Source organism: Corynebacterium pelargi, from assembly GCF_014635485.1.
Lineage (GTDB): Bacteria > Actinomycetota > Actinomycetes > Mycobacteriales > Mycobacteriaceae > Corynebacterium > Corynebacterium pelargi.
Map to the genome: position 1 here is coordinate 12109 of NZ_BMCX01000005.1, position 23744 is coordinate 35852.

26 protein-coding genes are annotated in these 23744 nt (G+C 58.2%); 11 read left to right on the top strand and 15 right to left on the bottom strand.

Annotated features, from left to right (window positions below; genetic code table 11):
* Positions 1 to 6: 6 nt before the first annotated feature.
* Positions 7 to 1473: a decaprenylphosphoryl-beta-D-ribose oxidase gene (gene dprE1 / locus IEU99_RS09750; protein WP_128889017.1), complete on the bottom strand. Its 1467-nt coding sequence runs from the start codon at positions 1471 to 1473 to the stop codon at positions 7 to 9.
* A 56-nt stretch (positions 1474 to 1529) separates the two neighbouring features.
* A complete protein-coding gene (locus IEU99_RS09755; RefSeq protein WP_229718472.1) occupies positions 1530 to 1778 on the bottom strand; it encodes a hypothetical protein in 249 nt (82 codons plus the stop codon).
* A 35-nt stretch (positions 1779 to 1813) separates the two neighbouring features.
* On the opposite strand from IEU99_RS09755, the gene IEU99_RS11020 reads away from it, so the two are divergent.
* The 3 genes from IEU99_RS11020 (at position 1814) to IEU99_RS09765 (ending at position 4097) form a co-directional block, all read left to right on the top strand.
* On the top strand, positions 1814 to 2260 hold the full coding sequence (locus IEU99_RS11020) for a hypothetical protein (RefSeq protein ID WP_229718473.1): 447 nt from the start codon (positions 1814 to 1816) through the stop codon (positions 2258 to 2260).
* 2 nt (positions 2261 to 2262) lie between these two features.
* Entirely contained in the window at positions 2263 to 2706 is a 444-nt protein-coding gene (locus IEU99_RS11025; RefSeq protein WP_371869487.1) for a GtrA family protein, read from the top strand.
* A gap of 122 nt (positions 2707 to 2828) precedes the next feature.
* Positions 2829 to 4097 carry an HNH endonuclease signature motif containing protein gene (locus IEU99_RS09765; RefSeq protein WP_128889015.1) on the top strand — a complete coding sequence of 423 codons (1269 nt, stop codon included), beginning with the start codon at positions 2829 to 2831 and terminating at the stop codon, positions 4095 to 4097.
* Here IEU99_RS09765 and IEU99_RS09770 read toward each other — a convergent pair.
* From IEU99_RS09770 to IEU99_RS09780, 3 genes are read right to left on the bottom strand one after another with little or no spacing between them, the layout of a single operon-like run.
* Positions 4094 to 4999, bottom strand: a complete 906-nt coding sequence (locus tag IEU99_RS09770) for an ABC transporter substrate-binding protein (protein WP_229718474.1) — start codon at positions 4997 to 4999, stop codon at positions 4094 to 4096. The two genes, IEU99_RS09765 and IEU99_RS09770, sit on opposite strands and share 4 nt — an antisense overlap.
* 53 nt (positions 5000 to 5052) lie before the next feature.
* Positions 5053 to 5943: a PrsW family intramembrane metalloprotease gene (locus IEU99_RS09775; RefSeq protein ID WP_128889014.1), complete on the bottom strand. Its 891-nt coding sequence runs from the start codon at positions 5941 to 5943 to the stop codon at positions 5053 to 5055.
* Positions 5940 to 6485 carry a hypothetical protein gene (locus IEU99_RS09780; protein WP_128889013.1) on the bottom strand — a complete coding sequence of 182 codons (546 nt, stop codon included), beginning with the start codon at positions 6483 to 6485 and terminating at the stop codon, positions 5940 to 5942. The genes IEU99_RS09775 and IEU99_RS09780 overlap by 4 nt, the downstream gene beginning before the upstream one ends.
* Positions 6486 to 6528: 43 nt before the next feature.
* Between IEU99_RS09780 and IEU99_RS09785 the strand changes: the two genes are divergently transcribed.
* Positions 6529 to 8469, top strand: coding sequence for a M13 family metallopeptidase (locus tag IEU99_RS09785; RefSeq protein WP_229718475.1), 1941 nt, complete (start codon positions 6529 to 6531; stop codon positions 8467 to 8469).
* Positions 8470 to 8473: 4 nt separating this feature from the next.
* A complete protein-coding gene (locus IEU99_RS09790) occupies positions 8474 to 9343 on the top strand; it encodes an alpha/beta hydrolase family protein (RefSeq protein WP_128889012.1) in 870 nt (289 codons plus the stop codon).
* Here the strand turns inward: IEU99_RS09790 and IEU99_RS09795 are convergent.
* The 5 genes from IEU99_RS09795 to IEU99_RS09815 are packed head-to-tail and all read right to left on the bottom strand — an operon-like array spanning position 9315 to position 12039.
* Positions 9315 to 9605 carry an MGMT family protein gene (locus IEU99_RS09795; RefSeq protein WP_128889011.1) on the bottom strand — a complete coding sequence of 97 codons (291 nt, stop codon included), beginning with the start codon at positions 9603 to 9605 and terminating at the stop codon, positions 9315 to 9317. The genes IEU99_RS09790 and IEU99_RS09795 overlap by 29 nt on opposite strands.
* Entirely contained in the window at positions 9595 to 10395 is an 801-nt protein-coding gene (locus IEU99_RS09800; RefSeq protein WP_128889010.1) for a VOC family protein, read from the bottom strand. Before IEU99_RS09800 ends, IEU99_RS09795 begins: the two co-directional genes overlap by 11 nt.
* Positions 10395 to 10682 (bottom strand): RNA-binding S4 domain-containing protein, encoded by a 288-nt coding sequence (locus IEU99_RS09805; protein ID WP_128889009.1) that lies wholly within the window; start codon positions 10680 to 10682, stop codon positions 10395 to 10397. Before IEU99_RS09805 ends, IEU99_RS09800 begins: the two co-directional genes overlap by 1 nt.
* Before the next feature lie 17 nt (positions 10683 to 10699).
* On the bottom strand, positions 10700 to 11419 hold the full coding sequence (locus tag IEU99_RS09810) for an SDR family oxidoreductase (RefSeq protein ID WP_128889008.1): 720 nt from the start codon (positions 11417 to 11419) through the stop codon (positions 10700 to 10702).
* A gap of 11 nt (positions 11420 to 11430) precedes the next feature.
* Complete coding sequence (locus IEU99_RS09815) at positions 11431 to 12039, bottom strand: DNA-3-methyladenine glycosylase I (protein WP_128889007.1); 609 nt, start codon at positions 12037 to 12039, stop codon at positions 11431 to 11433.
* Positions 12040 to 12157: 118 nt separating this feature from the next.
* On the opposite strand from IEU99_RS09815, the gene IEU99_RS09820 reads away from it, so the two are divergent.
* Positions 12158 to 12370 carry a DUF4177 domain-containing protein gene (locus tag IEU99_RS09820; protein ID WP_128889006.1) on the top strand — a complete coding sequence of 71 codons (213 nt, stop codon included), beginning with the start codon at positions 12158 to 12160 and terminating at the stop codon, positions 12368 to 12370.
* 49 nt (positions 12371 to 12419) lie between these two features.
* Here IEU99_RS09820 and IEU99_RS09825 read toward each other — a convergent pair whose 3' ends face one another.
* The 3 genes from IEU99_RS09825 to IEU99_RS09835 form a co-directional block, all read right to left on the bottom strand.
* Entirely contained in the window at positions 12420 to 13346 is a 927-nt protein-coding gene (locus tag IEU99_RS09825; protein ID WP_128889005.1) for a hypothetical protein, read from the bottom strand.
* Between the two features lie 109 nt (positions 13347 to 13455).
* The gene (locus IEU99_RS09830) at positions 13456 to 14439 is read right to left on the bottom strand and encodes an LCP family protein (protein WP_128889004.1); all 984 of its coding nucleotides are present in this window, start codon (positions 14437 to 14439) and stop codon (positions 13456 to 13458) included.
* Positions 14440 to 14497: 58 nt separating this feature from the next.
* A complete protein-coding gene (locus IEU99_RS09835) occupies positions 14498 to 15766 on the bottom strand; it encodes a glycosyltransferase family 4 protein (RefSeq protein WP_128889003.1) in 1269 nt (422 codons plus the stop codon).
* Positions 15767 to 16144: 378 nt separating this feature from the next.
* Between IEU99_RS09835 and IEU99_RS09840 the strand changes: the two genes are divergently transcribed.
* The 5 genes from IEU99_RS09840 to IEU99_RS09860 are packed head-to-tail and all read left to right on the top strand — an operon-like array spanning position 16145 to position 21319.
* Positions 16145 to 16771, top strand: coding sequence for a sugar transferase (locus IEU99_RS09840; RefSeq protein ID WP_229718476.1), 627 nt, complete (start codon positions 16145 to 16147; stop codon positions 16769 to 16771).
* Positions 16768 to 17910: a polysaccharide biosynthesis C-terminal domain-containing protein gene (locus IEU99_RS09845; protein WP_128889002.1), complete on the top strand. Its 1143-nt coding sequence runs from the start codon at positions 16768 to 16770 to the stop codon at positions 17908 to 17910. Before IEU99_RS09840 ends, IEU99_RS09845 begins: the two co-directional genes overlap by 4 nt.
* A 3-nt stretch (positions 17911 to 17913) precedes the next feature.
* Complete coding sequence (gene wecB / locus IEU99_RS09850; RefSeq protein WP_229718477.1) at positions 17914 to 19047, top strand: non-hydrolyzing UDP-N-acetylglucosamine 2-epimerase; 1134 nt, start codon at positions 17914 to 17916, stop codon at positions 19045 to 19047.
* Positions 19044 to 20126: a glycosyltransferase gene (locus tag IEU99_RS09855; RefSeq protein WP_128889001.1), complete on the top strand. Its 1083-nt coding sequence runs from the start codon at positions 19044 to 19046 to the stop codon at positions 20124 to 20126. Before wecB ends, IEU99_RS09855 begins: the two co-directional genes overlap by 4 nt.
* Positions 20126 to 21319, top strand: a complete 1194-nt coding sequence (locus tag IEU99_RS09860; RefSeq protein ID WP_128889000.1) for an O-antigen ligase family protein — start codon at positions 20126 to 20128, stop codon at positions 21317 to 21319. The genes IEU99_RS09855 and IEU99_RS09860 overlap by 1 nt, the downstream gene beginning before the upstream one ends.
* 9 nt (positions 21320 to 21328) lie before the next feature.
* Here the strand turns inward: IEU99_RS09860 and IEU99_RS09865 are convergent, their stop codons facing one another.
* A complete protein-coding gene (locus tag IEU99_RS09865; RefSeq protein WP_128888999.1) occupies positions 21329 to 22201 on the bottom strand; it encodes a glycosyltransferase family 2 protein in 873 nt (290 codons plus the stop codon).
* Positions 22202 to 22235: 34 nt separating this feature from the next.
* Positions 22236 to 23561: an oligosaccharide flippase family protein gene (locus IEU99_RS09870; protein ID WP_128888998.1), complete on the bottom strand. Its 1326-nt coding sequence runs from the start codon at positions 23559 to 23561 to the stop codon at positions 22236 to 22238.
* Positions 23562 to 23744: the final 183 nt, after the last annotated feature.

Here is a 23744-nt window from a genome sequence, read left to right on the forward strand (position 1 = left end):
GCCTTTCTAGTTGAGTTCGAGTCGGCGGGACATATCGGATGCGAATACGCCGGTGGGGTCGATCTTGCGTCGCGTTTCGAGCCAGCTTTGCATCTCGGGGTACATCTTGTGGAAGTTTTCTGCCGAGGTGCGGGATTCTTTGGCCAGGTAGAGGCGGCCGCCGAATTCCATGACGCGCTTGTCGAGGTCGTCGAGGAAGTCGCCGAGGCCGGGCTTGATGGGGAAGTCAACGCAGACATTCCAGCCGGGCATGGGGTAAGAAAGCGGGGCTTTGTTGCCTTCGCCGAAGAGTTTGAACACATTCAGTGCTGAGTAGTGTCCGGAGCTTTGGATGTCGCGGACGATGTCTTTGAATGGTTCGACGGCTTCGCGTGGCACCACGAATTGGTATTGCAGGAAGCCGCGCTTGCCGTAGCCGCGGTTCCACTCGCCGATGAGGTCGAGGGGCTGGTAGAACTGCGTGAGGTTTTGCACCTGGTTGCGGTAGGTGCCGGACTTGAGCCACCACAGCTCGCCGATGGCGATCATCGACAGTTTGTTCATGGTGAAGCTGGGGAAGATATCAGGCACCGTCACCAGTTGGGGTGCGTTGAACTTCAGGGGATCTTTGGCCAGCTTGGGGTTGAGCTCTTCAAGCTGCGCCAGTGTGGCAAGCGAGCCGCGGGAAATGGCGGCGCGGCCTAGTTTCGGCTCGGGCGAGATGGCGTCGAACCAGGCAGAAGAATAGGTGTAGTTGTGCTCGGAGCCATCGGAGTGGAATTCGATGGTTTCGTCCAAGGTGCCGGTCAGGTCGCCGTCGGCAATGAAGTAGGCGGTTTCCGTCTTGGTCATGCGGATGGTGGCGCGCAGGATGATGCCGGTCAGGCCCATGCCGCCCACGGTGGCCCAGAACAGTTCGCCACTAGGGTCATCTTCGCTGCCCTCGGGGGTCAGGTGCAGGACGCGACCATCGGCCACGAGCAGCTCCATGCTTGCCACGTGGTTACCGAAAGAGCCTGCCGAGTGGTGATTCTTGCCGTGAATATCGGGACCAATGGCACCACCGATCGTGACCTGTCGAGTACCCGGCAGCACCGGCACCCACAGCCCATAGGGCAACGCTGCCTTCATGAGTTGGTCCAGGGTGACACCACCGTCGACGTCGACAAGCGCCGAATCAGGATCAATGGAGTGAATCTTGTTCAGTGGCTGCATATCGACCACCAAACCACCAGCATTTTGCGCCGGGTCGCCATAAGAACGACCCATACCGCGCGCAATCACACCACGCTTGAGGTGGGCGGGCTTGCCATCATTTTGCTCAGCAACCTGACGGACCGCCTCTTGGAGCTTTTCGACGTCATCCGTCGCCAAAACCTCCGCCGTCGTAGGAGCAGTACGCCCCCAACCAGTAAGTTTCTTCGCTTCTGTTGTGAAGGCTCCGGAGGCACCGTTCGAAGCAGCGGTGCTGGACGTGCCCAAATTCTTGGTCATATCGCCCTCAAGGCTACCCGCCCAAACCCCAAAAACTCACACAATCGGGCAGCATGTCACAAATCCATCAACTCCCGGATCTCCGCAGGCAGCTCCTCCTGCGAGGTGATCTGCGGACCCTCATAACTGTTAAGAATCTCATACACACGAACCCGATCCGCACTATCAAGCAACGGCAATTCCTGCGCCACCAACAACGTCATACGATTATCCAAAGGCGTATTCGTCCGCTCCGCCGCAATCCGCGGCGCAGCCTCCGCCTTCTTGGCCCGACGCTTCGCACGAGAAAAACCAAAACCAACCATAAACGCAATCCTAGACGCGGTAACCTAAAGCAACTATGACAAACGCCAACCCACTCGACGACACCACCACAGGCCGCATCACCCAAGCACTCGCACTCGCCGCCTACACCGCCACACCCGACTACATCCACAACAAAGCCCTGCGCACACTCGCCAAACTCGGCATCACCACCACCGCGCTCGGCATCATCAGCTACGCCAACCTTCAAGACGACAACCCCGACAACGACCCCCAAGCAATGCTCGGGCGGCTGGAAGCGGAGCTGGCGGCGCAGGATAGCGAACTTTCCCCCGCCAAAACCTACCTCCTTCTTCTAGGTATATGTCTAGCAGTAGGGGTTGTGGGCAAAATCGATGCCGTTTTGACCAACAAGATCACCCGCCTCCTGCGCCGCGCAGGCGTGCGCAAACCACACACACTTTTAGGTGCGCTCGCCGGTGTTGTTGTGTACGCGGCGTCGACAAGCGAAAAGCGAGGCTAAACGTGAAAGCGGAATACACAGCCGACCCCATCGCCGGTGCACTCGCCGAACCCAAACAAGGGCTCGCCGCGCAAGGCACAAAATTCCTCATCTCCGGCGGCATCTCGGCCGTGGTGGATCTCAGCATCACCTTCTTCTTCCAAACCATCATCGGTTTCGGGGCATTCAGCGGCCGCACCGTCGGATTCATCTTCGGCACCACCACTGCCTACCTGATCAACAGGCGCTGGACATTTAGAGCCGCGCCGAGCACCAAACGATTCATGCAAGTCGCCGTGCTCTACACCATCACGTTTTTCATCAACGTCGGCGGGCACAAAATTCTCTACGCACTATTCACCGGGCATGGCGTGGCCGCGGGCATTGCGATTGTGGTGGCGTTTGTGATTTCGCAGGGGGTTGCGACGGTGATTAACTTCGTCGTCCAACGCACCTTCATCTTCTAGATATATATCTAGAAGATGGGGTTATCCACAGTGGGGTGAGTTATCCACAGATTTAGCCCTTCCCCACAACTTTCTCCCCTCCCCGCTTGAGCCCCCTGCGCTGCGTTTTTAGCGTCTGAGGTATGGATATTTCGCAGGCGTTTTCGGTGTTTGGTTCTCAGGGTGTGGCGGTTGCGTCTTGGGTGTATGAGCAGGTGGAGGAGTTGGTGGCGCAGCGGGGGCGTCGTTTGGCGGCGGAGTGGTTGTCGGAGCAGTTGTGTGTGCCGATGGCGAGGGCGCGGGCGTTGTTGGCGTTGTCGTTTGATTTGTTTGGTCGTAGGTGTGAGGAGCCGGAGGTGCGGCGCGCTGCGGTTGAGGCGGCTCGTGAGGCTGGGTTGGGTCTGGAGTTGTTGTTGGCGGTGAATTCGGCGGTGCGGGCGCTTCGCAATAGGCAGGCGTGTAGCGTCGATAAGCTGAGGTTGGAGGTGTATCAGCTAGCCGCTGGTTTGAGTGTGGCAGAGGCCAAGGATGCGGCGCGGGCGCGGGTGCGCGGGTTGAATGCGCAGTTGGATCAGGAGCCTACTCAGCAGGCGCTTCGTGTGTCGGCGACCCCTGATGCGCTGGGGCTTCGCCACCTTCACGCCGCCTACCCCGACGCCGACGCCGCCAGCATCGAACATGCTTTGCGCCAGGCCGCCAATAAGCTTTTCGACGACCCCGCCTGCACCCTCAGCCACACCCAAGCCATGGCCGAAGCGCTCAAACGAGCCGTCCTCGCACCCACCGGCTGGAACACCAACAACAACGAACACCCCCCAGCCACCACCGAACACATCCTGCGCCACCCCATGGTGATCATCCCCGCCATCGGCATGCGCAACCTTGGCGACGGCATGCTCGCCACCACCGACGGCGCCACCATCCACTACACAGAACTCTGCGGCGGCATCGCCGAACAATACGGCTACCTCATGATCTACGCCGAATCAGCCGAAGGCCACCCAGAACCAGTCGGCGGAGCGCTCATCAAGCAAAACCCCCGATTCGCCAGCCCCGCCCAACGCCTCATGATCGCCGCCGACCAACTCCTCTGCGCCGACCCCAACTGCCACCGACGCGCCGCCAACTGCCACATGCACCACATCCAAGCCTGGGCCAACGGCGGCGAAACCACACTCAACAACCTCATCGCCTGCTGCGCCACCCACAACCGCCAAAACGACGACAACCCCAAACGACCCAAAAACGGCCGCTACATCCGACACCCCCACACCGGCCAAGCCGCCCACCAAGCACCCAACACCCCACCCAACCAGGCCACCACCAACCGACGCGACCTAGCCCAACGCTCAGGACGCGCCCTCATGAATCAACACTTCACCCGCGCCACACAAACAACGCCCGGACACTAACCAGCATCCACCGAATCCAAAAAATCACCAGCGATCTGCGAAGCCGGCAACTGTTCCGTGACCGAGCGGCGGTTGAGGCGTTGGAGGGTTGGGGTGTCAAGGTACCCATTGACGCGCTCTACAACCTCCGCCCCTCCTAGATATATATCTAGAAAAGCGAGGGGGACGACGTTTGAAGAAACGAACTGGCCCTTCGGGTCCTCGAGAATAACGAGGTCGTTTTCCTCAATCGCAGGATCCGAGGTGTAAATGATCGCCAGTTGAATATCCCCATCTTTGAGTGACTTCACGGTTAAAGGCCCACCAGAATCCTCAATGGGAGTAAAACCAACGTCGATGCCGTAGACCTCTTTCAGCCCCTCAGGCCCATTCGGGCGATGCTCCGCCTCGGAGTTTGCCCCCAAGGTCAAAGCAGTGGGCACTTTGGCCAGGTCGGCGATGGTGCGCAGGCCATATTGCTCTGCGAATTCCCGGGTGACCACATAGGCATCCTGGTCAGCGGCGTCGGAAGGCTCTAGCACCACCAAATTATCCGGAGCTGCTTCCTGCAACCCCGACAAAACCTCGGCTGGTTTGCGTGCAGAAGTATCCGGTTGCCAATACTGCAGCAAAGGCCCCGTGTACTCGGGCATGATATCGATCGAGCCCGACTCGATCTCCTTCATATAGACCTCGCGCTGCCCAATTTGGAACTGGCGATCAACGTTATAACCAGCCCGTTCCAACGCTTGGGCATAAATCTCAGCGATGATCTCGTTGGAGTAATACGCCTGCGAGCCCACCACAATCGTGCGATCGCCGGAATTTGACCCCGCTACGCTATCGACGGTGCCGCAGGCTCCGAGCAGGAGGGCGGGCAAGACGGTCAGTGGAACCAGACGGTGGCGTCGAAAAGCTTTCACCGCTCCTCCTAGATATATATGCAGAAGATGGGGGCTATAGTACCTGCCGGTTGCTAGGAGGCGCCGGGCAAGTCCTCAAACCTCGTCACCGGCCGCTTCACCACAACAACCCCGGCGTCCTCGCGGATTGCCCGGCGCGACCATATCCAGATGCCGATGGCTGTGCCGTAGAGCAGGATTGCGACGATGCACATGCCGGTGAGTTGCATCCACCATTGTGGCCATTGGATATTCCAGACGAAGTGCAGGGTAAATGACCAGGCGAGGCCGGTGAGCAGCGCTTGGAGCCTTTGGACTTTGTCCCATCGATAAGAAAACAGCGCCAAACCAATGCCGAAACCGGCGACCGCCGTGAGGAAGACGTGCAGGCCTGGCCCGGCGACGAACCTCAAGGCCCACATCGTGAGCGCCCCTTCTAGATCACTGTTGGGATCCAGCATCGCGCCCACACCGCCGTACAGAATGTTTTCGAACACCTCAAAACCAAGGCCAATGAGCCCGCCGGTAACAAAACCATGCCAAGGCCTGGTACAGGCGTTGGTCGCGTACAAAATCAGCAGCACACCCAGCGCCTTCGCGGCCTCCTCCGGCCACGCGCCCGCAAAGCTTGCCGTCACCACTTCCCAACCCAGGTTGTCGGTGAGCGTCATCCACGCATCCGCCGAAAGCAGCACCAAACCAAACGACACGCCCGCGCCCCAGGCCAGACACGCAACCGACCACCAAACCGGGGCCGTTTTGGGCCAGAGGCCGCTGAAGCGAAACAGCGCACCAAACCCCACCACATACACCACTGCTAGACATATACCTAGAAGAGAGGCGGTGGGTGAAAGCAGGACGGTTCCCAGCAGGCTCAGCCCCGTCACCCCGACCCCCACGATCACCAGAACCCACAGGGTGATGTTGAATCCTCGTAGCTTTTCGACGTTTTCGTGGTAGCTCATGTGCTGGCGATGTCCTTGGTCTGCTCGTTTTCTTCGATGAGCTCGTTGAGTGCGAGGTCGTAGAAGGGGGCGAAGTTTTCGCCGGTCACGTACACGAACAGGGTGTATTCGGTGCCGTCGATGTTGCGCGCCAGGCTCATGGCGCCGCCGTTAAAGGAGTTGTGGGCGCTGCGGAGGTTTCCTGTGCGTCGCCATTCCGCAGCTTCTAGACCATTGGCGCTCAGGTATCGCACGAACGTGTTGTCTTGGTCCCTGCTGCCTGTCACCACGCTGGATTCGATGGTGGCGTCCCCGCAGTCCCAGGAGGTTTGGAAGGTATCGCCGATGGTTTCGACGCATCGGATTGGGGCTCCGTCGGTGTCGGTCAGCGGGATGCTCCAGTCTTCAGCTTCTGAGCCGAGGTAAACCGGGGTTGGTTTGGAGTCAATCACGGGGATCATGCGGGCGGCCAGAGCCGGCCCTCCTAGATATATAGCTAGAAGAGAGAGGGTGGCGGCCCATGTGCGTTTATTCAGCCGCGGCCTGAACTGGTAGTACGCCATGCGTCTGAGGTTACCGTGTTTGTTGGGGGCTATTGTGGGGCGTATGACTGTTGTTTTGCGTGATTTGTTTTCTTTGGTGAATGGTCCTTGGTTGGAGTCGCATGTGATTCCGGATGATCGGGGTGTGGATGGCACGTTTTATGCGTTGCGTGATCGTGCTGAGTCGGATGTGCGTGCGTTGGTTGAGGCTGAGGGGGATTCGCGTGCGGGGCGTTTGTTTGCGTCGTTTATGGATGTTGATGGGGTGAGTCGTGCTGGTTTGGGGGTGTTGGATGCTGATTTGGTTTCGGTTGGCTCGGTAGATGAGCTTGTTGAGGCTTTGGGGCGTTTGGATCGTGTGGGTGTGGGTTCGCCTGTGGGGTGTTTTGTGGCGAAGGACGCTGGTGCTGAGGAGGCTGTTGCTTGGGTGATGCAAAGTGGCCTTGGTTTGCCTGATGAGGCCTATTACCGCGATCCGGCTCATGCGGAGTTGTTGGCGGCGTATGAGCAGCATGTGGCGAAGATGTTGGGCTTGTTGGATCTTCCTGATGGCCGCAGTGCTGAGGAGTTGGCTGCTGATGTGGTGGCGTTGGAGAAGGAGATTGCTGCGGGCCATTGGGACGTGGTGATGTCTCGTGATGCGGTGAAGACTTATAACCCTCGTGAGTTGGGTCAGTTGCCTGAGCGGGTGCAGGCGTTGTTGCGGGCTGCGGGGTTGCCGGAGTTCCGGGTGAATGTGATGATGCCTTCGTTTGTGGATCATCTTGATGGTTTGTTGGTTGAGGATCGTTTGGATCAGTGGCGGGCATGGATGCTGTGGCATGTGCTGCATGCGCGCGCTGGGGTGTTGGATCCTGAGGTTTCGAGGGCGGATTTCGAGTTTTATGGGGTAAAGCTTTCGGGCGCGACGCAACAGAAGGATCGTTGGAAGCGCGGTTTGGGTTTGGTTGAGTCGCTGGTGGGTGAGGAGTTGGGTCAGTTCTTCGTGGCTGAGCACTTCCCTGCTTCTTCGAAGGAAGAGATGGTGCGGCTGGTGGATTATCTGATTGCCGCGTATCGCGAGCGCATTGGGCAGTTGGAGTGGATGACGCCGATTACTCGTCAGCGTGCGCTGGAGAAGTTGGATAAGTTCCAGGCCAAGATTGGGTATCCGGATCGTTGGCGCAGCTTCGAGGGCTTGGAGTTTGCTGCCGAGGGTGAGCAGTTGGTGGCCAATGTTCGTGCCGGTGCTGCTTTTAATCATGATTATGAGTTGGCCAAGATTGGCAAGCCTGCCGACCGTGAGGAGTGGGTCACCACCCCGCAGACGGTGAATGCTTTTTATAACCCGGTGGTCAATGACATCACGTTCCCCGCGGCGATTTTGCGTCCGCCGTTTTATGCTCCGGAGGATGATGCGGCGGAGAAGTTTGGTGCCATTGGTGCGGTAATCGGCCACGAGATCGGGCATGGTTTTGATGATCAGGGCTCGCAGTATGACGGCGATGGCAATCTGAATGCTTGGTGGACTGAGGAGGATCGTGAGGCCTTCGATGATCTCACCGCCCGCCTGGTGGAGCAGTTCAATGGCCTGGTCCCGAGTGTGCTTGAGGATGCCGGTGTGGAAACCACGGGTGTAAATGGCCGTTTCACTTTGGGCGAAAACATTGGTGATCTCGGCGGTTTGGGTATCGCCGTGGTGGCGTATCGCAAATATCTAGAAGACGAAGGGCTTGATTTCGAGACTGCGCCCAAGCAGCTTGTCGACGCCTCCGGCGCCGATTCCTCGCTGGAAGGCAAGGAGTTTTCTGGTTTGCAGCGGCTATTTATGTCGTGGGCTCGCGTGTGGCGTTCCAAGATCCGTCCGGAACTTGCCCAGCAATACTTGGCTGTGGATCCCCACTCCCCTGCTGAGTTCCGTTGCAATGTGATTGCTGCCAATATCGCCGAGCTCTATCAGGCCTTTGATGTAGAAGAGGGCTCGAAGATGTGGCTGGCTCCCGAACAACGCGTGCGGATCTGGTAGCAGCATGGACGATCAACAGATGCGTGAGCAGTGGGAAATTGGTGGCCGTGAGCGGGAGATGAGCCGGGAGGAACAGCTCGAGCAGCTCGCCTCCTATATCTACGCCCACTATGAGCAGCCAGAGAAGAACCCGCCGTGGTCTGATCATCCCAGCGACCCTGCCGAGGCCGACACTTACGATGCGCGTTTAGCTGACCGCACGACCCATGCCTCGATGATCATGTTGGGCAGTGCCGTGGATCATTCCATGCCGGGCACAGCCTTTGGTGTGGGTGCTTCGATGGAGCCTGCTCCCGATGGCATCGATGGGCAGATCATTGCTCCCAAGAAGCCTTCTGGGGTGTGGGGCATTTCGCTGCATCCCGGTGGTTGGTGGAAAGGCTCGGGCGTGGCCCTGGAGCACGCCTGGCGCCCCGATGTTGCAGCGGTAGCCAACCTTTCGGGCGTGACCTTCTTGGATCTGGATTATCCCCTCGTGCCTGAACACTCCTTGGCGCAGGTAGGTGCCGCGGTACAACAGGCCGCGGCATGGATCCGAGAGACTCAAGCGCCTAAGGCGTTGGTTGGGTGGGGCTATTCTTCAGGCGGTGCGCTGGCGGTGCTTTCCGGGGTGCACTTTGAGCGTTTGGCGCTTACCTTCCCGCACCTAGATCTCTCGATGCTGCCGGATGAGGTTCGTGGCGCAGCGGAATTCCCGCAGCGCATTGATGCGGATGCCACCTTGTTGCAGGTGGCCAGCAATGATGCCATCGCGGGTCGCTACGAATGGGCCGAGGAACAAGCCCAGGTCAAGCACTACGTTTCCGAACATCGCCTGAGCACCCCAGAGGTGGCGCGCGAGCGGGTTAGGGACGTCGCAGCATTTTTGGGCTAACGCCACGCTCAGCGTGCGCAATGCCCTCTTTGGCCCAGTAGGCTTTGGCACGCTCGGCTACCGCCGAGGTGCCATCGGCGCGAACAACGCGCCACCAATTGCTGCTGGCACCAAACAAGGCCATGATGCGCCCAACTTGGCGAGGGCTGCAGCCGAGCTCGTCGGCAATATCGCCATAGGAGCGCACCTGGCCTTCGGGGATGGCGTCGACGGCTTCGAGTACGGCGGCCTCAAGTTCGCTGAGTTCTGCTTTAGAGCTCAATGCCTTCGAGGGGGTCGGATTCGCGTGGTTCTTCTACGGGCTCATCCACTTCGCACAGGGTGCAGGTGGCACCGGTGCTATCGGCGATGATGCTCATGCGGCCAAAGGGTGAATCCCAGGGTTCGCGGATGACCTCGCCGCCAAGCTCTGGCACCTTCGCTACTGCTTCATCGATATTGCCCACGCCCAGGTAGCTTTGCCAGAAGCTTGGAACCTGCGGCGGGAACTGCCCTTCGGCGTTGAACACACCGGCGAAGGCCGCGCCGTCGACAAGCGCTGTGGTGTACTCCATCTCGTCCATGGCGGCTGTCATCCAACCGAAGAGGGTTCGATAAAACTCCACGGCCTGCTCATAGTTGGTGGTGCAGGTCAGCTCGTGCCACACGGGAGTGCCGGGCTCGCCGGCGGCGATGAAGCTATCCTCGCCTGCCGGTTGGATCAAACCGACCAACGCGCCAGCGGTATCCACGCACAAGGCCATCAGGCCAAGGCGCACCTCGGCGGGGCTGGCAAGCACGCGGCCGCCAAGCTTTTCCATCTGCTGGCAATCGGCGTGGATGTCTTCGCTAAAGAAGTACGTGATCCAGGTATCGGGCTGGGGTGAATCCTCGGGCGCAGGCAACAGACCTGCCACGGGAAGGCCCTGGAGGCGGGCAAGGCGATAGCCATTGTCAAAGGTTTCGATCTCCCACCCGAGCAACTCGGCGTAGAAGTGGGAGGATTTGCGGATATCGCTGGTGCCGAGGTCAATCCAATAGGGCATGCCGGGTTCGGCCTGGAAAGCTGGCATTAGAGGTTCCTCCACACTTCGGGGTCAAAGTCGTCATCGGCGGTGGCCTCATCAAAGTAATCATCGTCTTCGCCGCACACCACCTTGGCGCAGAGCTTATCCACGCACACCACATCGCCTTCTCTTAAGGTCTTGCCGCGGCGCGTGTCCACCTCACCATTGACGGTGACTTCGCCTTGGGCAATGGCCTCTTTGGCGGCTCCGCCGCTTTCGACGAGGTTGGCGAGCTTGATAAATTGCCCAAGCTTGATGGATTGGTCCCGAATGGTGACTTCTACTGGCTGCATAGCTGGCATTCTATCTTCTAGATCACTTGGTCTTGCGGGGTGATCACCATGCGGTCGATATTCATATGCGCCGGGCAGGCAGCAATCCAGCGCACGGCCTCGGCAATGTCTTCTGCACGCAAGTTGAGCTTATCGGCGTAGACCTTGGCCGCCTGCTGCTCATCACCGCGGAAGCGCACCAGGGAGAAATCAGTGGCCACCCGGCCAGGGTTGATCTCTGAGATGCGCAGGTGCTGCTCAGCGAGTTCGATGCGCATCACCTTCGTCATAGCGCTCAGCCCAAACTTCGCCGCGTTATAGCCAGCGCCGCCGGCATAAGGAGCAATGCCAGCAACAGAGCTCATATTGATAATGTGCCCATTGGCCTCACGCAGCTTCGCTAACAGTGCCTTGCTCACCCTCAACGTTCCGAGCACATTGATCTCGTACATGCGCTGCCACTCTTCTACATTGGCATCGGCTACCGCATCCAAGCCGATGGCACCGCCGGCATTGTTCACCAGCAGATCGCAGCGCTGGATCTGCGCGGCGAAGGCATCGACGCTGCCTTGATCAGTCACATCTAAGGCAATGGCCTCACCACCGATTTCTTGGGCGATGGCCTCCATGCGTTCAAGCCGGCGCGCACCGAGGATCACATGCCACCCATCGGCTGCCAATGCGCGCGCACTGGCAGCACCAATGCCAGAGGACGCTCCGGTGACTACGGCTACTTTCTTATCTGCTTGCTCAGTCATAGCCCCATTGTTCACGATTTATCCACTAAGGGTGCAGCCCCCACGGGGCGATCATCCACCAAACCAATGGCCTGCATGAGCGCATAGCAGGTGGTAGGCCCCACGAAGCTAAAACCATGCCGCTTGAGGGCCTTGGCCATCGCCTTGGATTCCTCAGACTGACTTGGGGTGGCTGCAACGCTGCGGGGTCGCTGGTGTGTAGTGGGCTTGAACTGCTCAAGAAGATCCACCAGGCCGCCGTGCTCACGCACTGCGATAGTGGCGCGGGCGTTATTGATGGCCGACTCGATCTTTCGGCGGTTGCGGATAATGTCCTCGCATTGCAACAGTGTTGCGACTTCCCCCTCGCCAAATTCAGCCAGCAGGTCTGCATCAAACTGCGCAAAACGAGCGCGCAACGCTTCGCGCTTATGCAGGATCGTTTTCCAGCTCAGTCCGGCTTGGAAGCCTTCGAGCACGATGCGTTCAAGGGCGGCGGCTTCGCTGTGCACGGGCCTGCCCCACTCATGGTCGTAATAGTGTTGCAGCGCTAAAGATTCAGCGGCCCACGGTGGGCGCAGCCTTCCGTCTTCGCCCAGAACGAGGTCCGGTGCTGGCTGGTGCGGTGGTGTTGCTGGCATGGTGTGCTCCTCATCGTTTGGCCTGCCCTTCGCAGCGCCTTGGCCTGATTATCACTTCGGCAGGATCCAAGATTCGTTATTCTTTGCAAAAGAACTTTGGCTTTCAAGGAGTGATGTTATGTCGCAGCAGTATGTAGTAATCCAGACCGTGCTCAAAGAAAAACTCATCGGCACCGGCTCTGGGAATCTACAAAACTTAGAAAAGGTGATTAATGACCAAGCCGCTAAGGGCTATCGTCTGCACACCATCACTACTGCATCAAGCGGTTCTAAAGGTCTGATGGGTGGAGATCGCATCCAAGCCACCATGGTGTTTGAAAAAATCGCCTAGGCGCAATCGCGCCACCTCCACACCCCCGACGCACACCAGGCCGGGGGTCTTAGTTTGCTGCGGGCTTTTCGGGCTCTTCTGGAGTATCGGTAACTTCAGGTTCAGCAGCCTCGCGCGTGGAGGCTTGCTCAGTCCTGGTGGAATAACCCGCCGCGGCTCGGCTCCTCGAAGGTGCTGCTTCTTCGCTCGTATCCTCACCCGGGCGTTCTTGCCCATTGGCGCCGCCATCTGTCTCTGCGCCTTCAGCGGGGCTTGTCGTAGGCGTTTCGCCACCTGCATTGCCACCCTGGCCATCACCCTGGCCAGGATTTTGCCCCTCATTGCCCTCGGAAGGACGGCTGGGCTGGTTCGAAGGTGACGGGGTCACCGCCGTTGGCTGCTCTTCCGGCGTTTCAGGTTCAGGGTTGCTGGGCTGGGCCTCCTCAGGGTCTGCTGGAGGTTGAGTATCCTCGGTGCGCGTTTCGCTGGGTTGCGTTGTGGTGCTCACCCTCGTTTCTGGCGCAGGCGTTTCTTCTGGCTGTTCTTCCTCGGATACGGCCTCGCTACTGGGTGGCTTTGTTGGTTCTGGCCTGGAGGTCTTGCCGTCGATCCTGTCAAAAGCCTTCGGGGGATCCAGCGGGCCGAGGCGCTCAAGGCCGCTCAGGCTCACGCAGCCCGCCACCAGCGCCACGGCGGCAGTGGGAACAATATAGCGCCACTTACGATCCACCACGGCGTTATAGGTTTCAGGCTCCATGCCGGCCCGATTGCACCTGCTGAGGTGCCAAAAGTACCAACCGGAAGGCAGGATAAAGACCACCGCGAAGAGCACTGCCGGCAGCAGACCCGTTTTTCCGTAGATCAGCGGAAACCCAATCAGGGCGGCATAGCCGATAGCCATAGCTGTCACCGATAGCGCAATACCGGCGATCGAGGCGCCAGCAGTAAAGTGTGCGATTCGCTCACGCAAACTTGGACCATCGACGTTGCGCTTCAACAACCACGCCGCCTTTCGGGCTCGAAGGACTCATGTGCAACCCAATAGAGTTTAAAACCTGATTAAGCCAATTACCAGCGATAACCATCGCTGCTTCCGTGCGTTTTCGCTAAGAAGCGGGCAGCGGAGTGCCCTCGGAAAAAGCCTTCCAATAGGCTTTGGCCGACTCCGAAACCACGACGTTATTTCCGTCGCTACTCAAATTCACGGGAATCGTCCGGGCATTCACCTTGCCACGCTTCATCGTGGTGAGCATCCGTTGTGCATTTGCAAAGGTCACCACACCCTCGGAAGCGAGCATATGGCCACTCAAGTCATGTGCCATGGAAAGCAGCTTGGGCACATCTTGGGGCACCGACAGCTCTTTCACCTGGCTGACCACGGCCTTGAGCAATTGTTGCTGGCGCTCGATACGCGCAAGGTCTGATCCATCGTCTACGCCCTTGCGTGCCTGGGAGAACCTGAAGGCGGTTTCGCCATCGGCCATGTGGCAGCCTTCGGGCACGCCCGGAATGGCGGCAGCCTGTTCGGGTGTGGCGCAAAGTTCCACGCCTCCAAGTTGGTTCACCACATCTTCAACGCCTCTGGAATCCAGCACCACGGAACCACCCAGGCTAAAGCCGCTGAGCCAGGTCACCGCCCGTTCTGCGCAGCGCATACCGGCTTCGGATGCCTCTTCGCTGTTATCGGCGGCAGCACCCAAGGCGTAGGCCGCGTTGATTTTGGTGTGCTGCGGCTCGCTTTGGCTGCCATCGGAACGCTCACACGCAGGGATATCCACCAGGGTGTCCCTGGGAATGGATACCAGGTCGATGCTTTGATCTTCGAGCACACGCGCCAGCACCATGGCATCGGTACGCCCCACGTCGGCATTCATGGCAGCGCTCGAGTTCAGCAAATCAGCGTTGCCACCTGCTCGGGTATCGCGGAACATCACCAAATACACGGCCTCTTTACGGCCGTCAGCATTGGGATCTTTCTTGCTCACACCCAACCCAGAAGTAACCCAAAAGAATCCGGCTACAGCAATAAGACCAAGGACTACAACCAACGCGACCACGCCGATCAGCAAGCGCCGCACCATTTTTGACATACGCGAATCCTAACACCTAACTCCACCAAAAGAGCAGGATTTCTCCAGGTCACAAGGGCTATTTTTGAGCGATCACCTGACGCAAAAGCGCATCCGTTGCCGCCCCGGCTTTCTCCGCAGCAAACTCTTGCCTGTGAAGAGTGGCCGCATTGGCTCGCCACGAAGCCATTTGGGCGTCATCAGCCGCAGCAAGCGTCTGCAAACACTGCTTGAGCTTTTCGACGTCACCCGGCGGGCACACCAAACCGATGTCATTCTTGGCCACCACCGCTGCAACATCCCCAGGTGCACTACACACGATAGGGGTGTGAGAAGCGATAATCGACTGCGTCTTGCTTGGCATCGTGATGGCAGAAAGCGGCGCATCCGATAAACCAATGAAGGCCGCATCCACCGCGCCAAGCAATTCGGACATCTCCTCCTGCTGCACGCGGCCCAAAAAGCGCACCGGGGCATTAAGTGAGGTTGCCAATTCCCGGAGTGCTTCTTCTTGAGTACCGGAACCAGCCAGCAGCACTTCCGGTCCTTGATCCCCGGCCTTAGCTGCGGCGCGGATCAACGTCGACAAGCCCTGCGCCTCACCCATCGCACCTGCATACAGCAACACACGACGCTGACCTTCGGTGCCAAAACGCTCCCGAGCTTTGGCACGCTCAGCAACGCTTAAAGGGCGAAACACACGTTCATCCGGTGCCACAGGAATGAAGTGAATCTTCTCCTCCGGCACCCCGCGCCCGATCAACACATCGCGAATGCCAGGAGAAAGCACCACCACAGCCTCCGCATGCCTATACAGCAGATTGCACCACCAATGCAGCAACCGCCCCGCCACCTTCAGCACCGAATGCGCACCATTTAAGCCCGCCACCTCCATCGTGTCCGGCCACAAATCCCCAACCCACACCACCGTCGGAATGCGACCAAACGCCCGCGAAACAAGCATCGGCAACCCCACCGTCACCGGCGAATACGCCACCCACTGCACGTCAGGACGCTGAATCTTCCCACGCAACCGCCCCCACAACACCCCAGCCGCAGCAGAAATACCAAAGGAGGCATAGTTTGCTATCCGCTTTAACGCCGAAGCGTCATGAGAAGCGAACAGAGGCACACGCCAAACCTTGACCCCATCGAGCTCAGAAGGCTGCAAAAACGACATCTTCCAACCAGGCTGCAACTCACCCGTTGGATAATTCGGAAAACCCGTCAGTACCTCCACCTCATGGCCTCGCTGCACCAACGCCTGAGCAATCACCGCAGGCACCACCGCGGGGCCGGGTTCGGGTGGGTACCACTGGGTGATCATCAAAGTGCGCAAAGTAGCCATGGTTTCACTTCCTTCTGGATATATATCTAGGAGAGAGGGTCATGCCATGGGTTAGTCTATCCGTGTAGCACCTCCCCCGACCTCAAGGAATCCCGCCGTGGCCAACCCCGATGCCCCCTCTATTTTGGTGTGCGCTTCTAGCGCACGGGGGATGCGGTCGTGCGCTTCTCGGCGGCGTGTGGTCCGGTTCGCGGGTTCTGGGAGGTTTCGCAACACCTCGGTTTGGTTTCAATGTGGCTTTCGGTGGCGGGATTCGTGTGATGCGTTCTGCCAGCGTGGCAGTGCTGTTTGTGTTCCGAGTTGCTTTGGGGCAGGCAGCGGCGATGTATCCATTGCGAAACCGTCTTTTCTACTCGGCCTTTGTTCAGGAGATCCACGATGAGTACCCAAGCGCAACGCGTTGAAGATATCGCACGCAGAACGATCGATATTGTTGCTTCTGCTGGTGGCTTGGCGGTGTTGGCGGTGCCGATGGTTGCTGTGGCTGTGGCGGTGAAGGTGAGCTCGCCTGGTCCTGTGTTCTTTACTCAGGAGCGCGTGGGTAAAGATGGTGAGCATTTCAACCTGATTAAATTCCGTTCGATGAGGGTGGCCATCGACGATAAGGCCGCGCAGGTGACCGCTGGTGGCGATCCTCGCATCACCAAGATTGGCGGCTTCTTGCGTAATTGGAAGCTTGATGAGCTGCCTCAGCTTTTTAATGTGCTCAAAGGCGATATGTCTTTAGTGGGGCCACGCCCGGAGGTGCCCCGCTACACCCCGTATTGGCCCAAGCAGTATGCCGACATCATTCTCACGGTGCGGCCTGGGATTACGAACCCGGTCACGGTGGAGTTGCGGGATCAAGAAGAACTGCTTGCCGGCAGGGAGGATCCGGAGCGTTTCTATATTGATGAGATGCTGCCTGAAAAAGCCCGCAAATATGCAGAGTATGTGCAGGCGCGCACGCTCGCGGGGGATTTGCGCACCATCTTCCACACCATTAAGGCTGTGGCACGACTATGAGCGAGCACGATCGACCAACGCTGTGCATCGTAGGCGCAGGCGGTTTTCTTGCCTGGCATGTTCGCCTCCACGCCTGGGCTCATGGTTTTGATGTGCGTGGGTGTTCCACCCGGCGCGATAGCCTCGAAACTATTAGTGCTGCCATTGCCGGTGCTGACTTAGTGGTGCATCTCGCTGCCTGCAATCGCCCTGCAGAAGGCCAAACGCCCGATGATGCCGCAGCGGCCACTCAAGCGGCTGGAAGCATAACGGCTCAGGCGATTGAACAAGCGGCGGCACGCGGCCATGCCCCGAAGGCCGTGAGCATTGCCGGTACTACCCAGGAGGGTACGGCTTATGCCAGTGCCAAGCGCTTAGCCGGCGAGGCGATAATGCAGGCTGCAGGCAATGCTGGCATCCCGGCCACTCAGTGGCTTCTACCTAATCTCTTTGGCGAGCACGGCACCCCGCGCCACAACATGGTCACCTCCACGTTTATCGAGGCACTGCTGGATGGGGAAACGCCACAGGTGCATGGTGACAACCCGATCACGCTACTGGCGGCGCGGCATGCAGCCGAACTGTTGTTAGCTCCGCTTACTTCTTCGGTTGAGCCGGGAACCCATGCGGTTGCTTCGACGCATCTTCGCCACACCACTGTGCCGGAGCTTTTGCGTCACTTGCAGGATATTCACCAGGGCTATCAATCAACCGGGGCGCTGCCTGATACCGCTGATCCTTTTATTAATGAGCTTTGCGCTGCGTATCTCTCCCACGCAGTTCCACGGCGGCACGCGGTGGATTTGGTGCAGCATAGCGATGAGCGCGGCAGTTTCGTAGAAACGGTGCGCGCCGGCGGCCAAGGCCAGGTGAGCTTTTCCACCACGGTCCCGGGCATCACCCGCGGCAATCACTTACACCTGCGCAAAATTGAGCGCTTCGTGGTGCTCAAGGGTGAGGCGAACATTGAGATGCGCAAGCACGGCAGCGAGGAGCGCATCCTTGTCCACGTCAGCGGTGATGCGCCAAAAGCTGTGGACATGCTCTGCGGCTGGACGCATAACATCACCAATGTAGGTAGCGACACCCTCTACACCCAGTTCTGGATCAATGAGCCCTTCGACCCGGCCGATCCCGACACGTTCTACCAGGAGGTCTAGGCAGTGAGCACTGGCAAATTGAAGGTGATGACGGTGGTGGGCACTCGCCCGGAAATCATTCGCCTTTCCTGCATTATCAAGGCCTTCGAGGATCACTTCGATCACCTTTTGGTGCACACCGGCCAAAACTGGGACCGCAACCTCAATGAGGTCTTTTTTGAAGATCTCCAGCTCCGCAGCCCTGATGTTTACCTGAATGCAGACACTTCCTCCCTGGGTGCGGTCTTAGGCGATGTGCTTCGCGGAACAGAAGCGGCAATCCTTGAGCACCGCCCAGATGCGCTGGTGGTGCTTGGCGATACAAACTCTTGTATCGCAGCGTTAATGGCGAAGCGTTTGAAGGTGCCGGTGTATCACCTAGAAGCAGGCAATCGCTCCTTCGACCCCAATGTGCCCGAGGAGATCAACCGCCACCTGGTCGATCACGTGAGCGACTACAACCTCACCTACACCGAGCACTCCAGGAAGAACCTTCTGGCAGAAGGCTTACACCCGGCGCGTGTGGTGATCATGGGTTCACCCATGCGTGAAGTGCTGAATACCTTTAGCCAACAAATTGCAGCTTCTGATGTACTCGAACGCCTCGGCCTTGAGCCTGGTAATTACATCCTGGCCTCCACTCACAGGGAAGAGAATGTGGACCTGGAGGCTCGCCTGAATAATGTGGTGGCAAGTTTGGCTGCTGTGGCCAAGGATCAGCAGTGCCCGGTGCTCGTTTCCACCCACCCTCGCACCCGCAAACGCCTAGATGCCTATGGCATTAGCGCGGATGCGGATGTGCGTTTTCATGAGCCTTTAGGGTTCCACGATTACAACAAGCTGCAGCAGCATGCGCGTTGCGTGATTTCGGATTCGGGCACGATCAGTGAGGAGTCCACCATGCTGGAATTCCCCGCCGTCACCTTGCGCGATGCCATTGAGCGCCCGGAGGCTATTGATACCGGCTCGATTATTACTACTGGTTTGAATCCTGATGATGTTGTCGATGCCGTTCGCATCACCATCGCGCAGTGGAACGCGTATGGTCCGACTGCCTGCCCGGTGGATTATCAAATCAGCGATACTTCCCGCCGCGTGGTGAACCTGATTCGCTCCACGGCTAGCACCCATCACCAGCGATTGGGCATTAGACGATGAGCAAACCGGTAGTGTTTTGGCAGCCGATCCTCTCGATCCACCAGACGCCTCTTCTAGAGGAATTTGGGCGTATCTACCCTGGTGAATGCTATCTGGTGGTAAATAAGCTCGTTCCGGAAACGCGCGTGAACGCCGGCTGGGATGTCAAGGCACCAGAAAATATCCGCCTCATTGGCCCAGAAGATGACGCCAACAACGTTCCTTCGAACGCAATCCACGTGGTGAGCGGATACGTTGGCCCTCAACGTTGGCTCAAGCAGCGCAAGAGAGTGCTTGCCGACGCCAACGCGGACGTCGTAGTCATGGTTGAAGGGATCTCACGCTTGGGTGGGTCGGCGAAGCGTGCCGCACGATTTGCCAAGCAGTGGATGGGACGGATGCATCTGCGCCACCACCTCCGCGGCGTGCTTGCTATCGGAACGCACGCGCAGCGTCAGGCTGCACGGATGGGGATAGCAGAAGAACGCATCTATCCCATGCTCTATGCCACCGCCACCCCAGAGGTGCAGCAGCGTGAATCCTTGCCGGAAAACTGTGCGGTATTTGTGGGCAAGCGATGCAGCCGAAAAAACACAGACACCCTGGTCAAAGCCACCAAGGATCTATGCCCACTGGTGCTGATTGGGGCACAGGAAGAAGGCTTTGAAGATGGCGCTGAAGCTGCAAGCCATGTGGAAGTATTAGGGTCTATTGAAAATGAGCGGCTTGCTTCCTATTTAGTTGAGGCCGCCGTGCTCGTGCTTCCTTCCTGGCACGATGGCTGGGGTGCCGTAGTTAATGAAGCCCTGGCCTGCGGCACACCGGTGGTGTGTTCTGCCTATGCCGGCGCGGCAGACCTCATCAATTCTTCGGGACCATTTCGTGGTGTGGTGGTCGATCACCCAGACCAAGAAGCCCTGCACGAGGCCATCGCCCAGGTGCTGCATGCAAAGGCTGATCGAGACGTGATTCAGTCCTGGGCTTTAGAGCACATCAGCCCAGAGGTAGTGGCACCGTATCTGCAGCGTTGTTTGATCGCTGCATCTAGTGCAAATAAAGGACGCCCGACCGCCCCCTGGCATAGGGGGTTATTGGGATAATGCTCACCTTCTATTCAGTGCTCGCGGCCATCGTTGCAGCGCCTCTTGCCATTTGGTTTTCAATGGTGTGGTTTCGCAGACCTGCCTTTGCCATGGGCATAGGAGTTGGGCTCTCAGTCCTTTCGCTTACCCAGTTCTTCCCCGATTCCCTGCGCCTTGTGCTTGCGGCTTCCTTGGTGCCCCACGCCATCACTGCCTTATATGCCGCGACACGTGGAACCTCTCCGAATAAAGACCTTAAATTCCCCAGCGTGATACCCGTGGCGCTGTATGTGGGCATGTGCGCGCTAAGCATCCTTTGGTCTTTGGATCGGGCTCAAACCATCACCTCGACATTCGCCTGGGTGGTGCTGGCGATGTTCGCGCTTACCTTCAGGCAATTAGTGCCGTATAAGAAGATCCGCGTGATTTTCTTCTACATTTTGCTCTGCTTCTTCATCGTTGGCATCCTGGCGCTGTTTACGCCGTTCGGGTGGGCTGGTGGCCGAGCGCGTGGCGTATTCCAAAACGCCAACGCCAGCGCCATTTTCGCCTTCCTCCTCGCGGGTTTGAGCATCTGGATGGGCAAGAAGTACTACCGTTGGCTGCTTCCATTGTGTTTCGCGTTCATCTTCATCACGGGATCACGCGCTGGCATGCTCGGCTTCATCGCCGTGGTGGTGGTGTCCTTCTACTGGCGCATGAACACACTGCAGAAGCTCTTCTCTTTTGGCCTGGCGCTGATCGCACTGTTCCCTGTTGGCAACGTGGTGCTGAACTTCCTCACCTCCGGCGAAACCGATGCAGCGCTGTTGCGCACGGATAATACCCGCGAAGACACCACGATCTTGGGGCTGGACTTTATTAAAGAAAACCCCTGGCTCGGTGCGGGCTACCGCGCTACGCCCCCTGGATTGGGCTCGAACTCTTATCTGAAACTGCTGGCAGAATTCGGCATCGTCGCCACCTTTGCCGGCGTTGTGCTTGCAATCGCCTACATCGCTTGGTCACGGGTGGATTCAGTGATGTTCGGACTCACCATCGCCACCCTGATCAACTGCCTGTTTGAGGATTGGCTGCTCACCGCTGGTGCGCCCATGCTCCTGATTTACTTTGTGCTGCTGATGTCAACACCGCAGCCTCAAACAGAAGAGCACTTCAACAACAAGGAGCGAAGAACCTCCGCGCCTGCCGAGCTAAGACTGAAGCTCTAGAAAGCATGGCTAGAGCTGTGCCCGAAGTGCCGAGAGTTCCTTGCGCTTATGCGGCAGCTTATATACCAGCGAGCTAAGCAACTGTGAGCCGTGCAGCACCATGTTTAATATCGCCTGCCGGGCTGCCTTGGGCAGCCTGCGAAGGTCCCGGTAGATGCTTTTAAGATGCTGCTTGGCCGAGAGGCCTTCTTCAATCTCGTGGAGGGCACACAAGTGCGTCAGCGCAATCCCCGAATAGATCTGCTTTTTTAGCATCACTTTCTTCGGTTCACTCTTGGTTCGCGGCTGCAGCAAAGCACCTTCAATAAAGTTGGTGGGTATGCCTTGTTTGAAGCAGCGAACCGCAAGCTCTACGTCTTCTCCCCCGTATGCAGGAAGCGACTCATTGAACCCACCCACGCGCTCGAGTAAGTCCCTACGCGCAGCACAACAACTACCCTGCGCAAACCAGAAGCCAAAGCGCTGTTCCCCGCCGACTCTCGTGGCACCGTTGATGTGGAAATATCCTCCCGCGAGCTGATCTTCATCACTATGCGCCAGCGCATCATAAAAGGCACGACCCCACCCGGGAAGCACTGCGTCATCGTCGTCGACAAAGGCCACGACTTCGCCTTGGGCAAGGGCTAAACCAGTGTTGCGTGCGTAGGAAAGAGAAGGGCGCTCATCTGCTCGAACTTGCAGGGCACGGTAAAAGGCATCCGCGTGGTGCTCAAGCCAGTGCTCCACCACTGCATAGGAGTTATCCGAAGAGCAGTTATTCACCACAATGAGCTCCATGCGAGCAGCGATGTCCTGCCCCGCCAGTGCGTTGAGCTGATCCTGAATCACTGATGCACGATTATGCGTGGCAATAACTACAGAGAGTTCGGGGGCTTGATCCATGAGGTCATGCTAGCAAAATGGGCTCTCAATAACGCTAGGTTTGCTGCCTCCTGGCCTGCAGCGCACGGCTAATCGTGCCGATGAGGGTGAGGTCGAGATCGAACTTCTTCCACACAAATATCGCCACCAAGATTTGACGTAGCGATAAGCCCATCGTGGAGGCAAGGGCGACGCCATGAACGCCCATGATCGGCGCGAAGAGGAATGCTAGACCCACCGATACAGCTACCGATAGCAAGACTGCCGCTGCTGCTCGCAACTGTTGTCCGGAAAACATCGCTACTGATTCCACCGGACCGAAGACCTGTGACACCGAAAATCCCAGGCCCAAAATGAGCAGAATGCTCCAGGACCCTAGGTACTCACTGCCATATACCGCCGAAATCACCGGGCGGCCAACAACAATGACGGGCAGCATCACAAGAATTGAGCTGCCGAGCGCCCAGAACATTGTTCGATCTGATTCGGCAGCAATTTTGGATTTATCGCCACCGGGAACTGCCTCGGCCAGGCGAGTATTAGCAACGGTGGCGATGGCGTTATTGCCCATTACCACCAGGGCCATGCCGGCGAGCGCGACCTTGTAGAGGCCTGCGTCTTTCAGGCTGAACAGGGAGTTCAGCAAAATCATGTCGATATTGCCGGAGAGAATTTTTGAGCTGCCCAAGATGGACAGGGTAAAAACAGCAAGCAAAAACATCTTGCGCGACATGTATGTCTTTGGCGGCTGATCAGGCAGCGCCTTAATCGCCGGGCGGATCATCCAGGCACCCACCAAGAAACCGATCAAGGTGGCGCTTGCATAGGCCACCGCTCCCACTTCTGGGCCTACGTGGTGCACGCTCACAAGAAGCACAGTGACGATGATCGCGGTGCCGACTGGCCGCACAATCATGTCCGGGATCTGGGATCGAACCGCCTGCCCCATGCCTTGCATAATGGCCATTCGGTTTGAATCGGCGGCAAGCATCGGTGCTACCAGGGCGGCGACGAGGATGCCCGTGCTGGTTCCGGCAATAGTGAGCCCGAATTTCCAAGCAACGATAGCGGCGAAGGCGAGGATCGGAAGCAGCAGGAGAAAGGTATTTCGACCACGCCGGATGACCAATCTGATCAGCCCTGGATCGTCATTGACTCGCGCTGCTGCTACCTCACGCGCCATTGCTCGGGGCAAGCCGGCGGTAAAGGGGATGGCAATAATGGCAGCGGTAGAAAGAATGACGCCATAAGCACCGTAATCGCTAGGGCCGAGCAGGCGCGCCAGAAGGACGGACACGGCGAAACCCAATCCGCCGTTGAGTCCACGGATCCCGATGGATCGAACGTAGCTCGATCGCTGTAGCTTTGTTAGAAAGTCCATGCTTCTTCTGATTCTGCGCTGCTTATTGTTTCGCCATCTTGGATCCTAGCCTCCAATGCAGCAATGTCAGAGTACGGTGGCCCGGGCTGATCCTATGGGCGTCATTGGGGCGTCGACAAGCTAGAAAATGCACCCCAAGTGACGTGATAAAGTCCAGTGCATACAAGCGATCTGCAGCTTTCG

Excerpts from the sequence above, each read along its gene's own strand:
- dprE1 (WP_128889017.1), bottom strand. The coding sequence starts at position 1,473 with ATGACCAAGAATTTGGGCACGTCCAGCACCGCTGCTTCGAACGGTGCC.
- IEU99_RS09755 (WP_229718472.1), bottom strand. The coding sequence starts at position 1,778 with ATGGTTGGTTTTGGTTTTTCTCGTGCGAAGCGTCGGGCCAAGAAGGCG.
- IEU99_RS11020 (WP_229718473.1), top strand. The coding sequence starts at position 1,814 with ATGACAAACGCCAACCCACTCGACGACACCACCACAGGCCGCATCACC.
- IEU99_RS09765 (WP_128889015.1), top strand. The coding sequence starts at position 2,829 with ATGGATATTTCGCAGGCGTTTTCGGTGTTTGGTTCTCAGGGTGTGGCG.
- IEU99_RS09775 (WP_128889014.1), bottom strand. The coding sequence starts at position 5,943 with ATGAGCTACCACGAAAACGTCGAAAAGCTACGAGGATTCAACATCACC.
- IEU99_RS09780 (WP_128889013.1), bottom strand. The coding sequence starts at position 6,485 with ATGGCGTACTACCAGTTCAGGCCGCGGCTGAATAAACGCACATGGGCC.
- IEU99_RS09785 (WP_229718475.1), top strand. The coding sequence starts at position 6,529 with ATGACTGTTGTTTTGCGTGATTTGTTTTCTTTGGTGAATGGTCCTTGG.
- IEU99_RS09790 (WP_128889012.1), top strand. The coding sequence starts at position 8,474 with ATGGACGATCAACAGATGCGTGAGCAGTGGGAAATTGGTGGCCGTGAG.
- IEU99_RS09800 (WP_128889010.1), bottom strand. The coding sequence starts at position 10,395 with ATGCCAGCTTTCCAGGCCGAACCCGGCATGCCCTATTGGATTGACCTC.
- IEU99_RS09805 (WP_128889009.1), bottom strand. The coding sequence starts at position 10,682 with ATGCAGCCAGTAGAAGTCACCATTCGGGACCAATCCATCAAGCTTGGG.
- IEU99_RS09810 (WP_128889008.1), bottom strand. The coding sequence starts at position 11,419 with ATGACTGAGCAAGCAGATAAGAAAGTAGCCGTAGTCACCGGAGCGTCC.
- IEU99_RS09815 (WP_128889007.1), bottom strand. The coding sequence starts at position 12,039 with ATGCCAGCAACACCACCGCACCAGCCAGCACCGGACCTCGTTCTGGGC.
- IEU99_RS09820 (WP_128889006.1), top strand. The coding sequence starts at position 12,158 with ATGTCGCAGCAGTATGTAGTAATCCAGACCGTGCTCAAAGAAAAACTC.
- IEU99_RS09830 (WP_128889004.1), bottom strand. The coding sequence starts at position 14,439 with ATGTCAAAAATGGTGCGGCGCTTGCTGATCGGCGTGGTCGCGTTGGTT.
- IEU99_RS09835 (WP_128889003.1), bottom strand. The coding sequence starts at position 15,766 with ATGGCTACTTTGCGCACTTTGATGATCACCCAGTGGTACCCACCCGAA.
- IEU99_RS09840 (WP_229718476.1), top strand. The coding sequence starts at position 16,145 with ATGAGTACCCAAGCGCAACGCGTTGAAGATATCGCACGCAGAACGATC.
- IEU99_RS09845 (WP_128889002.1), top strand. The coding sequence starts at position 16,768 with ATGAGCGAGCACGATCGACCAACGCTGTGCATCGTAGGCGCAGGCGGT.
- IEU99_RS09855 (WP_128889001.1), top strand. The coding sequence starts at position 19,044 with ATGAGCAAACCGGTAGTGTTTTGGCAGCCGATCCTCTCGATCCACCAG.
- IEU99_RS09860 (WP_128889000.1), top strand. The coding sequence starts at position 20,126 with ATGCTCACCTTCTATTCAGTGCTCGCGGCCATCGTTGCAGCGCCTCTT.
- IEU99_RS09865 (WP_128888999.1), bottom strand. The coding sequence starts at position 22,201 with ATGGATCAAGCCCCCGAACTCTCTGTAGTTATTGCCACGCATAATCGT.
- IEU99_RS09870 (WP_128888998.1), bottom strand. The coding sequence starts at position 23,561 with ATGGACTTTCTAACAAAGCTACAGCGATCGAGCTACGTTCGATCCATC.